Genomic DNA, 12,837 nt, shown 5'->3' on the forward strand with positions numbered 1-12,837 from the left:
GCATATCCCCACCCTGTGCGGCGTGCGCGGCGTAGGCCCTGTTCGAGGGTGGGTGCCTGTTTGGCGAGCAGGGCCGTGGGCTCGCGCACGTAGCGCCAGGCGGTGGTGGTGCCCACTTCGAAACCGGCTGCGGCCTGGGTGAACGTCTCGCCTTTGTGGAGGTGGACCAGTACGAGCAGGGCTTGTTGTGCGGGGGCCAGGCGGCGCCATCGGGAGCCGGTGTTCTTGCGGTGGGCGCGGATGGTGCGGGCGGCCAGGTTCAGGGTCCGGCGTGACAGGGGCAGCGCGGCACGGTAGAACAGCATGTGGAGCCTCTGGTGTGTCAGGTTTTCTTGGTCGTTAACCCGTCTACCAGGGGCTTCTTGCTGTCATGGGAGGTTTCGTCAGACCGGTACGCGGCTGTGACCTGCACACTCAGGATGAAAAAGGCTCAGTTCACGCGAACGCACCGACCCCACCCGCCTGTCCCTCGACAACCGCACCGCCAACAAACTCCAGCGCGGTGTGCGCTGTTTGGGTGGGCGCGGCTTCGCCCTGCTCACCCAGCGGTGGTGATTGATGCAGCGCATCATCGGCCGGCCCGGGAAAGGTCGGCGCTACCGCCGAGGCCGCGCTCGCCCCCACACTTCGAGCATGGGCGGCCGTATGGCCCCGACCTCTGAGTTGACACCTCGCCCGTGATGTCCCTGGTCCATGCAGGAACAGGTCCTCACGTGCCACCGCGGTGAACGTAGGGCTCCACGACCCTTGAAGCTTCCACCACCCGTCACGCCTGCACCCTCGTGACGGCCGTATTGTCTCCACCCCACCCCACCCCACACCTCACCTCGCCGGGTGGTCGGCCCGGAAGAGCAGTTCCTCCGACGGGCCCAGGGACGGTAGAGCCGGGCCTGCGGCATCCCTGTGCCAGTCGTGCTCCCGGACCGCGTCGGTGCACATGCGCCGCCAGAGCTTCGTCCGGTCCCCGCGCACGGCTCCCCGGGTCAGCTTGCGGGCCAGGTCCGACACGACGGTGAGGTTGTGCGCATGTGCGGCCTCGGCGTTGCCGTCCTGCCCGAGCACGGCGTAGGGCCTCCCGACCCGCCCGTGTGCGCGCTCCTCACCCCATTGCAGGCAGGGCTCGCAGCAGCACCGGCCCAGCCCCTGCAGGTGCGCGGTCGCCGCCGGGCCGGCCAGGTAGGTCAGCAGGCGGTGGTGCAGGACCCCGGGCGGGGACGGGCCCTCGGACCGCGGCGCCGCGTCGACGGAGACGAAGGGAGCACCGTGGGCCAGGGCATCGAGCGCCGTCAGGCCGGTGGCGCCGAGCACGGCGGTACCCGGGAGTTCGGTGAGCACGCAGCGCAGCGCCCGCAGCTCCTCGACCGAGCCCACCGGACCGTGTTCGCCGTCCAGGACCAAGGCCTTGGGGAGGCTGACAGGAGCCAACAGCGCTGCCAGGACCTGCGTGCCCGTCCTCGTCAACCATCCCGGCCCCAGGGGGAGGGCGAGCACCAGACGGCGCGTGCGGAGCCCCTGCACCAGGCGCACCGCCTCCAACAGTGCCTGGATCCCGGTCCTGTCACTGGCCAGGAGCCCGGTCGGGGTCAGAAGCGCATCGAAGGGGCTGGGGCACCGGTCCAGCTGCTTCAAGGCCCGGCCGGGGTCGCCGTCGGGGTTGCACAGGTTCGCCGGGGGGAAACGGAACGGGGCCTGCGGCGTGGCCGTGTCCGTGCGGTAACGCGCCGGGTCCAGCACCAGAGGGGCGGGACGCCCGGACCCCACGGTCCGGCGGTGCTGCAGCGGTACCTCCCCTGCGGGCAGAACAGCACCCGCGGCGTTCGCGGGCACATGCTCCAGGAGGGTGAGCGTGCTCCGGCGCAGGTGGAGCAGGACACGGTCCTGGACACGGGCGAGGGGCTCGGACGAACGCGGCTGTGGGGCGGGGGAGGGCGGCACCGCTTCACCTCGTCGGTCACTCCGGGGGCGTACGGAAGGTCTTCCCCTCCGGAGTGCTTCTGTGGCCGATTGTCCGCTTGTGGTCACGCATGGGCCCGGACCGTGTTCCCCGGGTGGCCCTGTTGGGCCGGGGCCCGGAGAGGCGGGGCCCTCTGCCGGAGGTGGGAACGCAGCGGGAGGACCCGTGGCCGAGACGGCCGGCCCGTCTGCGTGCTCTCCTGGGCACACGGAACCCCGGCATCCGGATCCGGAGACCTCCGGTCCCTAGCGCTCCCGGGGACGGTGCGGGTTGTGCCAGCGGCGCGGATGCTCGGCCACCTCCGTGTTCTCGGGCGCGGAGGAGGGCAGCTCCTGCGACCGGCGGGCGAAAGCACGCGTCCAAGGCATGTCGGTGATGCCGTGCGCGTACACGCTGATCAGCACGGTCACACCGACGGCCACCAGGATCCGGTCGCTGGTCGCGGTGCCGACCTGCTCGACCACCATCAGCGCGAACACGATCGAGGCCAGCCCGCGCGGCCCGAACCAGCCCAGGAAGAGCACCGTCTCCAGGCGAAACCGGATACCGAGCGTGGCCACGGCCACCGCCAGCGGACGCACCACCACAAGGTTCAGCAGTGCGTACAGCACGACCTGCGGATCGACGTCGCCGAGCCGGGGGCCGATGACCAACGCGCCGAAGAGCAGGAAAGTGAGCATACTGACCAGCTCACCCTCGTGTTCGGTGAACTGGTGCACGAACTCGCGGTCGCTGCGGGCGGCCATACCGAACAGGAGCCCGGCAGCGAACGCGGACAACAGACCGTTGCCCTGCACCGCCTCGGCCGAGGTGTAGGCCACGGCGGCCAACGCCAGGGGGAACAGGCGCCGATAGGTCGAGTTGATCCATCCGGCGCGGTCGGCCAGGAGCAGCGCCCGGCCGCCCAGAGCACCGGCGGCCACCCCCATCAGCAGCCCCAGAGCGACCTCCTGCCCGGTCATGAGCGCCCAGTCCGGGACCGACTCGGCCGCATCCTCCAGGTTGCCTACCATCGCGGACAGGACCACCACCACCGGTAGGACGAGGCCGCCGTTGAGGCCGCTCTCCACGTTCAGGCCCTGCCGGATCCGCCCCGGCAGACGCTCGTCGGCGACCACGGACTCACCCAGGGCGGCATCGGTGGGGATCAGCACCGCCGAGAGCAGCACCGCCCCGAGCGCCCCGAGGGAGGGCAGGAGGCCGAACGCCAGCAGAGCCCCCAGGGCCGCTCCGAGCGGCAGGCCCACACCCAGCAGCCGGATCGGCAGGTGGTAGTCCCGGCGCAGAGCACCCAAGTCGATACGGACGGCGTCGCTGAAGAGCACCAGCACGAGGGTGGCCTCGGTCAGCACCCGCACCACCTGGCCGGGCACCGTACCGTCCAGGACCCCGGTCCCGGCCGGGCCCAGCACCAGGCCGCCGGTGACGAAGACCATCGGGGCCGTCAACCAGGCGCCCCGGGTCCACCCGGAGATGAGCGCATAACCCAAGAGCAGCACCGAGATCGCCAGGACAACGGTCAACGGGTTCGGCCTCCCTCTCGTGGGACGGGGGATCCCTCGGGCCGGTGCGCAGTGCGGTCCCGGCGATGGGACCGATCGTGTCAGTACGAAGGCGGACGAGCCAGACGACGCTCGCGGGCGCGCCAAGGCGGGGGTGGGCGCTCCGCGCCGGAACGCCGTGAAAAGCTCGACGGGAGCCGAGCCGAGCAGAGCACAGGGAGAACCGCCATGGCGCACGAGAACCCCCAGTTCAGCCTCATCAGCACCGGCGTCGAACAGCTGCAGGAGAGTAACCCGGGCCAGGAGGGCCGGGTGAGCCCCGAACGCCTGTACTCCGGGCAGGACGTGCGCATCATGCACCTGGTACTGGACGCGGAGATGACCGAACACCGCGCCCCCTCACCGATCGTGGTCCAGGTGCTCGAGGGCCGCGTGCGTTTCGACATCGAGGACGGGGGCCACGACCTGGGGGCCGGTGGTATCGTCCACGTCGCCGCCGGGGTCCCGCACGCCGTCACCCCGGTCGGGGGCTCGGCCCGCATCCTCATCCACCTGCTCCACCCGGTCCATCGAGGACCGGGCGAGTACGGACAGTGAGCCCGGGCCGGCCCACGCTCCGAACCGAAAGTGAGGCCGGTTGTACGCAGGGACCTTCACGCTCGTGGCCCATGACCCCGCCACGGGCACGTGCGGCATCGCCATCAGCAGCCGGATGCCGGCGATCGGCGCGTTCACCGTGTTCGCCCACGCGGAGGCCGGGGCCGTGGCCACCCAGGCGCTGATCAACCCCTTGCTGGGTACCGACGCCCTGGAACTGTTGCGGTCCGGACCCGCCGAGGACGTGCTGGAGCAGGTCCTGGCCACCGACCCGGACGCGGACTCGCGCCAGGTCGTCCTGGTCGACACCGAAGGCAGGGCGGCCGCCCACACCGGGGAGCAGACCCACCCGTGGAGCGGCCACCGGCTGGGCCGGGGCTACGCCGCGGCCGGCAACATCCTCACCGGCGCCGAGACGCTCGACGCGATGGCCGCCCGGTTCGAGGAGACGGCGGAGGCCCCCATGGACGAACGCCTGCTGAGCGCACTGGAAGCAGGACAGCAGGCCGGGGGCGACCGGAGGGGCAGGCAGAGCGCCGCACTGTACGTGCACACCGGCAACCCCTACCCCTACCTGGACCTGAGGGTGGACGAGCACCCCGACCCGGTGGCCGAACTGCGCCGGGTGCACGGAGTCGCACAGGAAGAACTCCTGCCGTTCGCGAAGGCCCTGCCCACCCGTGCGCGCCCGGGAGGGTCCTTCGAACGGCTGCTGGGACTGGGCGACTGAGGGGCTCAGCCCCGCCGGCGCAGGTGGGCCAGTTCGGTCCGTAGCTCCTCCACCAGGTCCCACGCGCGTTCCAGACCCCGGTCACCGGAACGCTCGCCTTCCGGTGGAGCGGGCGCAGGGCCGGACGCAGTGCCGGGGACAGGAGCGCAAGAGCCCTCACCCGACGGGGGAGCGAGGCTGACCCGGTCCACGCCCTCCTGGGCCTCGATGTCGAAGACCACACGGTCGGAGCGGTGCCAGCTCTCGAACCACTCCAGGGGGGACCCGTCCCGGTCGAAGGTGCCCCCCTCCAGCAACAACAGCGGCGACTGGGCGGGAACGCCGAGGTCGCGGGCGATACGCGGATCGGCCGGTACCGCACGGATCTGGCGCCGGCCGCTCGTGGGACGGGCCCCGAAGGAATCGCGCATGACCCGGTGCAGGGAGGCATCGTCCAACATCCGCCCGGACAATCCGGCGAACCGCTCACGGGGCAGCCAGGTACGCACGTGCGAGAGGGGCCCCTCGCCGACCGAACGCCGGCGCTCCAGACGCAGCAGGTCGTCCGTGCCCAGATGGCGGGTGGCGGCCGGCGGGGCGGTACGCACGTGCTCCAACGAGACCACCGTGGTGGACAGGTGCAGACCTTCGGAGGAGAACTGGTCGTGCAGACCGGTGACCCGCTGCACCAACCGGTGGTGCTCGGTCGCAGCGGCCGCCACGGGGGCGCGCCCGCGCGCACGGTGCACCGTGCCCTCGTCGATGAGGGTGCCCAGGGCCTGGCGGACCACGCTGCGCGAGACCCCGTAACGCTCACACAGGACCGCCTCACTGGGCAGGGTCTCGCCCGGGGGTATCGACCGGTCCCGGATCTCCGCGCGAAGGGCGTCGGCCACCTGGGCGTGCAGGGGGCGGGTCTCGGAGCGGTCGACAGTCATGCGCGACATTTTAGGGCTCCTGGCGCGGGCCAGGGGCCCTACTGCCCCTGCGGCATGCCCTGGCCTTGCACCTCACGCGACGTCAGGAAATAACGTGCTCGTCCAGTGCCGCAACGAGCGGCGCAGCAGCGACGAGGAGGGGCGGACATGGGCGGCGCCGCAGGCCCGGGCGGTCAGGCTTGGAAGGTAGGCGAATTGGCCCGCCGGACCGGGCTGACAGTGCGCACACTGCACCACTACGAGCAGATCGGGCTGGTGCTGCCCGCCCGGCGCAACAGTGCGGGTCACCGTCTCTACGGCACGGAGGAAGTGGAGCGCCTCTACCAGGTGCTCGCCCTGCGTGAGCTGGGCCTGTCCTTGGAACGCATCCGCGAACTGCTCGATGCCGCTCCGTCCGACGCGGCCACGGTCCCGTCCTTGGGCGATCTGCTCGCCGAACAACTCGTCCAGGTGGAGCACCGCCTGCGGGCCCTGCACGACCTGCGCGGCACACTCACCGCCCTGGTCGCCACGGCCCGCGCCGGAACCGGGTTGGACGCCCCCGCGCTGCTGGAACTCATCGAAGGGATGACCACCGTGAACGAGACCTTCAACGCCTATTTCACACCGGAACAGATCGCGGAGCTGGAGCAGCGCCGGGCCACGCACGGCGACGCCGTCACCGACGTCATCGACGCCTGGCCGGCGCTCCTGTCGGACGTGGAGTCCGCCATTGCCGCCGGCACCGACCCGGCCTCCGCGGAGGCCGCCGATCTGGCGCGGCGCTGGGCCGGACTCCTGCACGGCTTCCACCGGGGGGACGCCGACATGCGCGACTCCCTGTACCGGATGCGCGAGGACAACGCCGAGGAGGTCCGGGCTCACGGCGGGCCCTCACAGGAGGCGATCGCTTTCATCACCCGCGCCCAGCAGGCACATTCCTGAGCAGGTGCTCCGCCGGGCGCGCACCTGAACGGGCTCGGGTTCCAACGGTGGCCCGCACAGCCCGACGGGCCGGAAGGAGGGCAGGCGCGGGCGCTGGTGTCCGCCCAGACGCAGCGCCCGCTGCCCTCCCCGGCCCCGATCAGGAACCGGAGCGGGTGGCCTGCCACACGTGGCCCCAACCGGGGGCCAGCTCTGCGGCGCGGCGCATCGCCAGGACCAGGCTCGCCTCGCGGGCGATGCCCCTGCCGGCGATGTCGAAAGCGGTCCCGTGGTCCACGGAGACCCGCACGACGGGCAGGCCGGCGGTGATGTTGACGCCGTCGTCGCCGTAGACCGCCTTGAAGGGCGCGTGGCCCTGGTCGTGGTAGCAGACTGCGACCAGCTTCCACTTGCCGTTGACGGCGGCAGGAATGAGTGCGTCGGCGGGCAGCGGGCCGTGGGCGTTGATGCCCTCGGCGCGGGCCCGCTCGATCGCGGGCTCCAGGATGTCGGCGTCCTCGTCACCGAACAGGCGGTTCTCCCCGGCGTGCGGGTTGAGACCGGCCACACCGATGGGTTCGTCCGCATCGCCCTGGGCCTTGGCGAAGGCGCTCATCAGGCGCAGGACCTCCAAGGTCCGCTCCTGGGTGACGTCCCCGATGGCCTGACGCAGCGACACGTGAGTGGTCAGGTGGAAGAAGGACAGCTCACCGGCGGAGAGCACGAGGCTGTAGTCGCTCACCCCGAACTCGTGGGCGAGCAGCTCGGTGTGCCCGGGCCAGGGGTGGCCGCCCATGTGCATGGCGGCCTTGTTCAGCGGCGGGGTGACGATCCCCTCGACCAGGCCGCGCTTGGCCAGGTCGACCGCCTCGATGACAAAACGCGCAGCCCCGTCGCCGGCATCGGCGTCGAGCTCGCCCGGGGCCACGTGCCCCAGGGAGGGCCCGGTCTGGACGATGTCGATGATCCCGGGGTCGTCGGCGGCCTCCTCGGGGCTGCGTACCGGGTTGACGGCGGCCGGGTCGGCGCCGATCGCGGTCACGGCCCGGCGCAGGGCGTCGGCGTCACCGACGACGACGGGCCGGGCGTACTCGCGCACCTCGGGGTGGTTGAGCAGGGACTTGGCGGTGATCTCCGGTCCGATACCGGCCACGTCCCCGAGGGTGACGGCGAGTGTGGGGCGTTCGGTGGGACGGCTCATGTGTGCTGGCCTTTCGTGTGCTGGACGGTGTCGGCGGCGTCCAGGAGTGCGGTGGGAGAGCCGAAGCCCCCCGCCTTGGTGACGATGGCGAGCCCGTGCTGGGGCCCGCCGGAGACGGTGCCGATCGGGATGCCGGGTGCGACCTCGCCGGTGAGGGCGATCGCGCGGGCCCGCAGCTGGGTGGTCAGGGCCCGGGCCCCGTCCCCGCCGGTGACGACCAGCCCGGAGAGTGCGTGTTCCTCGGCGATACGTGCGGCCAGGCCGCCGAGGCGGCGGGCCACGTCCGTGGGGGACAGGGCCCCGTCGCGGTCCTCGGGGGCCACCAGGGCCAGGTGCGGCGCTTGCGGATCGAAGCGGTCCAGGACGGTACGGCTCCAGGACTGCCAGGCCTCCTCGTCCGCGAGGTCGGCCGCGCCGGGCCGTTCCACGCGGGTTCCGGGCTCGGCGGCCAGACGTGCGACCTGCTCGCGGGTGCTGCTGTGCAGCGAGGTGACCACCACCAGGGAGGGACCGTGCGGCTGCTGGGGCGCCCAGGCGTGGGCGAGCCGGGCGGCGAGCCCGGCCGAACCCACGGGTACCGCGTCCGGGCCCAGGGCGGCAACGGCGGCGGCCACACGCTCCAGATCGGCCTCGGTCTCGGCGTCCACGACCGCGACGGGCCCGGCCCCGCGAAGGAGCTCGGCGTTCCGTACGGCATCGGTACCGGTCAGGCGCACGTGCTCGGCGTCCAGCAGCTCGGCCACACGGCTCTCGGTGACCGGGGTGACCGGGTCCTGGCCCGCGGCGGTGCGGTGCACCTCGGTCCCGTTGACCAGTAGGACCCCGTCGCGGACGGTGCGGCCGTTGGCGGGGAAGGCCGGGCAGACCACGGCGACCGCGCGGGGGCCCCACCCCTTCAGGACACCGTCGATCTCGGCGCGGATGGGCCCGCGCAGGGTGGAGTCGACCTTCTTGTAGAGCAGGTCGGCCCCGGCGGCACGTAGGTCCCGCACGGCCTCGCCGGCGGCACGAGCGGCCTCGTCGGCGGGCAGGGCACGCGAGTCGGTGGTCACGGAGACGACCTCGGCGACGGTCTCGGCGGTCGTGAGCTGGAGCTCGGTCCGCCACCCGGCGCGCACGAACTGGACGGCGGTGTCGCCCGCCCCGGTCAGGTCGTCGGCGACCACGGCGATGTGCGGGCCGCTCATGAGCGCTCCTCCTCGGTGTTGCTCTCGGTCTCGGCCGTGCCCTCTTCCGCCTTCTCGGACTGAGCCGGCTGGGCCCCGGCGCGGCGCAGTACCCACGTGGTGACCAGCGGGGCCAGCAGCGCCGTGATCAGGACGCTGGCCGCGACCTGAGAGGTGGCGGTGCCGACGTAGGAGGTGAAGGAGGGGTCGGCGGCGGCGACGATGGCGGGGGTGGCCACGGCGTTGCCCGAGGCGGTGCCGGCGCCGAAGCCGAGGCCGGACTCCTTGCCGCGGCGCAGCAGGAAGCGGTAACCGAGGTAGACGAACCCGCCGGTGACCAGGGTGATGACCACACCGAGGAGGATGCCGGTCAGGCCGCCCTGGGCGACGTCGGCGAGGTTGATGCCGGTGCCGAGCGCGAACGCGAAGAACGGGATCACGATGGAGGGCACCGGCTTGAGGGCGTCTCTCCACTGGTGGTCGATGTTGCCGATCAGGACCCCGAGCAGGAACGGCACGATCGCGGCGAGCAGGGTCACGAAGGGGATCTGCCCCAGCCCGGAGGCGCCGATGAACAGCAGGGCGAAGAAGGGGCCGTCGTTGACGGCGCCGGCGATGTAGGCGCCGCGGTCCTGGGCACGCCCGTACTGGCCGGTGATGGCCAGCCACAGTCCGCCGTTGGCGTTGGTGGCGGCGGCCAGCATCGCCAGCACGGAGATGCCCAGCACACCCTCGGGCCCGGTGAGCGCGGCCAGGGCGATGATGAGCAGGCCGGGCAGCAGGCTCTTGCCGAGCAGGACCACACCGGTGGTGGCCAGGACGGGCCCGCTGGTACGCAGACTGACCTGGGTCCCGGTGGCGAAGATCAGCAGTGCGATGAGCGGCATGGCGCTGTCCTTGAACAGCGCGGTGGTGAAGCTGCCGATGTCGAGGGCGGCCGGGGCGAAGGTGCCGATGACCGAGCCCAGGACCAGGGGGATGAGCATCGCCCCGCCGGGGATCTTGTTCATCCAGTGGAAGAGCGGGACCGGTGACCCGTGGTTGTCGCGCATGAGTGTCCGTTCGCAGGAGTCCCCGGGCGTGGCTGTTCCCGGGGCGTGACGCATATTGTCCGTACAGATTGTACGTACAGAGACGTGCTCTGCCAACGTACATGCACAGAAGTTCACAGGCCAGGGCCGGTCCCCGACCCCGGGGGAGCGTGCGGGAGGCTCGCGCGCGGGCCTCCCGCACGCACCGGTCCGGACGTGGATCAGTGCCCGGCCGCCTCCCGCAACCGGTCCAACACCGGGGGCAACTCACCCGGGTGCGCCACCGTCAGGCGCCGAGTGGCACGGGTGAGCCCCACGTACAGGTCGTTGGCCCCGCGCGGCTGCTCCAGTACCGCCCCCGGATCGACCACGAGCACCGAGTCGAACTCCAGCCCCTTGGCCTCGGTCGCGGTCAGCGCCACCACCTCATGGGACAGAGCGTCGCGCCCGGGCCCCGGACGAGCCGCCCCGGGAACGGCCTCGGCGACCCCTTCGACCAGGCGGTCCGCGGTGATCAGTGCCAGACGCCCCTCACCGATCGCGGCGAGCTCCTCCGCGACCAACCCCGGCAGGTCCTCCTCCCAGGAATCCTCCAGTGCGACGGCGCGCGGGGCATCGCCCTCGGTACGCACCGACTCGGGCGGTTCCTGCCCGGGCTCGGCCCGGGCCAGGACGTCCGCGGCCACCGCCATGATCGGAGCGGGGGTGCGGTAATTGACGCGCAGGTGCTCCACGTGCACCTTGCCCGGGGCGTGGTGTTCCAGAGCCCGGGTCCAGGACCCCGCTCCGCCCGCGCCGCCGGTCTGGGCCAGATCGCCCACCACCGTCAACGACCGGGTCGGCACCCGGCGCACGACGGCGCGCCAGCCCATGGCGGACAGTTCCTGGGCCTCGTCGACCACGGCGTGCCCGTAGGCCCACTCACGGTCGGCCCCGGCCCGTTCGGCGGTGGTGCGTCCGGGGCCGCCGCCGTGGTGGAACTCGGCGAAGTCGGCGACCTCGATCCGGTTGTCCTCGTGCATCCCGGTGAGCTCGAGGGCGCCGCGTGCGTAGCGCACCTCTTCCTCCTGTTCGGCACGCCTGCGCCGCCGGGCCGCCTGCTCGGCGCTGTTGTCCTCCCCCAGGAGTTCGGCGGCCTCGTCCAGCAGGGGGACGTCCTCGACCGTCCACGGAGCACCGGGCCTCCGGGCCAACAGGACCCGCTCGTGCACCGGCAGCCCGGCGCGTTCGCCCACACGCTCCAGCGTCCCGGCAGTGCTCCAGAGCTCCTCGAGCAGCTGCTGCGCCGTCAGGTACGGCCACAGGGCCTCCAACGCCGCGTGGACCGGGTCCTCGAACCAGAGCCGCTCGGCCAGGAAAGGCAGGTCCTGCTCGTCCAACGGCCGCTCGAGCAGGCGCGACTCGGCCCGGGCCAGTTCCTGCAGCAGGGTGGTGACCACGTACTTGCGGGCGACGTTGTGCGCCAGGCCCAGGCCGCGCGCGGTCTCCAGCACGTGTGCGCAGGTGGAACCGGGAACGGTCACCGTCCCGGCATCGGTGGCCACGTGCAGGTCCTCGGTGCCGAAGGCCTGCTCCGGGGTGCGCTGACGGTCCCGGACCGCCTCCCGCACCAGGTCGACCATCCGTGCCGACCCCTTGACCCGGGCGCGTTCGTGGTCCTCGTGTCCGGTGGCGCTCACCCCGGGCACGAGCTCGCCGAGGGTGCGCATGACCGCCTCGCTCTCGCCCAGGGCGGGCAGGACGTCACCGATGTAGCGCAGGAACGCCGGGTTGGGCCCCAGCACCAGCACACCGCGCCGTTCCAGGACCCTGCGGTGGGTGTAGAGCAGGTAGGCGGCACGGTGCAGGGCCGCCACGGTCTTGCCGGTGCCCGGGCCGCCCTGGACCACCATGATCCCCGACAACGGGGCGCGGATGACCCGGTCCTGTTCGGCCTGGATGGTCGCCACGATGTCGCCCATGCGTCCGGTGCGCCCGCGCTGCAACGAGTCCAGCAGGGCGGCCTCGCCCACCAGCCCGGAGCGGTCGGACTCCGAGAGGCGTTCGGGGTCGAGCACGTCGTCGTCCAGGCCCACCACCCGGCGCCGCCGCACCCGCAGGCTGCGGCGGCGGGTGACGCCCTGGGTGTCGAACGGGGTCGCCGCGTAGAAGGGGCGCGCGGCCGGTGCGCGCCAGTCCACCAGGATCGTCTCGTACTCGCGGTCGCGCAGACCGATGCGGCCCACGTAGCGGGCCTCGGCCTCCTCGTCGCCGGGGAGGGCCAGGTCGATGCGGCCGAAGCACAGCCCTTCCTCGACCGAACCGAGCTGGGCACGGCGCCGGGCGTGCTCGAAGGCACGGGTCTCGCGCTCCTCCAGCGCCGCGTAGCCGGTGCGGTCCTGGGCGTGGGCCTCCGCGAGCCGGCCTTCGGTGTTCTCCCGCAGTTCGTCCAGGCGCTCGTACATCCGGTCGACCCGGGCCTGTTCGGTGGCCAGGGCCGTGCGTTCCGCGGAAGCGCCGGCGGTGCTCTCCGTCTCTGATTGACCGTGGTTCATGAGCGTGATATCCTGACCATGGAATAGGTGTGAAATTAACTCTTCTGAGCTGAAGAGCTCCGCATTCTAGCACGGAGTTCCTTTTTCGTGTCTTCAGGTCCGTGTTCTCGGAAGGGCCCGTGTGCGTTCGCTCTCCCCGTGCGACTCGCGCCCGCCTTCCTCTCCCCAGCGCCGCGCACAGCAGCTACACTCGTGGCCATGGCAAACGTGAACCCCACCCAGTGGTGGCGCCGCCTCTAGGCGGCGCTCGAGGAGTTCGCGTACACCCGAGACAGCGACCGCCCCGCACCGGCGGTCGTTCT

11 protein-coding genes are annotated in these 12,837 nt (G+C 72.1%); 3 read left to right on the forward strand and 8 right to left on the reverse strand.

Features of this window, described 5'->3' with window-relative positions:
• The 3 genes from D456_RS0107315 to D456_RS0107325 all read right to left on the reverse strand — a co-directional run.
• The coding region (locus D456_RS0107315; protein ID WP_017575516.1) for a helix-turn-helix domain-containing protein at positions 1–305 on the reverse strand (305 nt) is incomplete at its 3' end.
• 517 nt (positions 306–822) lie between these two features.
• Positions 823–1,935, reverse strand: a complete 1,113-nt coding sequence (locus tag D456_RS0107320; protein ID WP_017575517.1) for a hypothetical protein — start codon at positions 1,933–1,935, stop codon at positions 823–825.
• 264 nt (positions 1,936–2,199) lie between these two features.
• Complete coding sequence (locus tag D456_RS0107325) at positions 2,200–3,477, reverse strand: cation:proton antiporter (protein WP_017575518.1); 1,278 nt, start codon at positions 3,475–3,477, stop codon at positions 2,200–2,202.
• Between the two features lie 207 nt (positions 3,478–3,684).
• Between D456_RS0107325 and D456_RS0107330 the strand changes: the two genes are divergently transcribed.
• On the forward strand, positions 3,685–4,053 hold the full coding sequence (locus D456_RS0107330; RefSeq protein WP_017575519.1) for a cupin domain-containing protein: 369 nt from the start codon (positions 3,685–3,687) through the stop codon (positions 4,051–4,053).
• Positions 4,054–4,093: 40 nt separating this feature from the next.
• A complete protein-coding gene (locus D456_RS0107335; protein WP_017575520.1) occupies positions 4,094–4,783 on the forward strand; it encodes a DUF1028 domain-containing protein in 690 nt (229 codons plus the stop codon).
• Positions 4,784–4,788: 5 nt separating this feature from the next.
• On the opposite strand, the gene D456_RS0107340 is transcribed toward D456_RS0107335, so the two are convergent.
• Positions 4,789–5,709: a GntR family transcriptional regulator gene (locus D456_RS0107340; RefSeq protein WP_017575521.1), complete on the reverse strand. Its 921-nt coding sequence runs from the start codon at positions 5,707–5,709 to the stop codon at positions 4,789–4,791.
• Between the two features lie 186 nt (positions 5,710–5,895).
• On the opposite strand from D456_RS0107340, the gene D456_RS0107345 reads away from it, so the two are divergent.
• A complete protein-coding gene (locus D456_RS0107345; RefSeq protein WP_017575522.1) occupies positions 5,896–6,624 on the forward strand; it encodes a MerR family transcriptional regulator in 729 nt (242 codons plus the stop codon).
• 139 nt (positions 6,625–6,763) lie between these two features.
• On the opposite strand, the gene pdxA is transcribed toward D456_RS0107345, so the two are convergent.
• The 4 genes from pdxA to D456_RS0107365 all read right to left on the reverse strand — a co-directional run bounded on the left by pdxA (position 6,764) and on the right by D456_RS0107365 (position 12,535).
• Positions 6,764–7,804 (reverse strand): 4-hydroxythreonine-4-phosphate dehydrogenase PdxA, encoded by a 1,041-nt coding sequence (gene pdxA, locus D456_RS0107350; RefSeq protein WP_017575523.1) that lies wholly within the window; start codon positions 7,802–7,804, stop codon positions 6,764–6,766.
• The gene (locus D456_RS0107355) at positions 7,801–8,991 is read right to left on the reverse strand and encodes a four-carbon acid sugar kinase family protein (protein WP_017575524.1); all 1,191 of its coding nucleotides are present in this window, start codon (positions 8,989–8,991) and stop codon (positions 7,801–7,803) included. Before D456_RS0107355 ends, pdxA begins: the two co-directional genes overlap by 4 nt.
• The gene (locus tag D456_RS0107360) at positions 8,988–10,022 is read right to left on the reverse strand and encodes a 2-keto-3-deoxygluconate permease (RefSeq protein ID WP_017575525.1); all 1,035 of its coding nucleotides are present in this window, start codon (positions 10,020–10,022) and stop codon (positions 8,988–8,990) included. The genes D456_RS0107355 and D456_RS0107360 overlap by 4 nt, the downstream gene beginning before the upstream one ends.
• Positions 10,023–10,222: 200 nt before the next feature.
• Positions 10,223–12,535: a HelD family protein gene (locus tag D456_RS0107365; protein ID WP_017575526.1), complete on the reverse strand. Its 2,313-nt coding sequence runs from the start codon at positions 12,533–12,535 to the stop codon at positions 10,223–10,225.
• Positions 12,536–12,837 lie beyond the last annotated feature (302 nt).

Source organism: Nocardiopsis kunsanensis DSM 44524, assembly GCF_000340965.1.
GTDB lineage: Bacteria > Actinomycetota > Actinomycetes > Streptosporangiales > Streptosporangiaceae > Nocardiopsis > Nocardiopsis kunsanensis.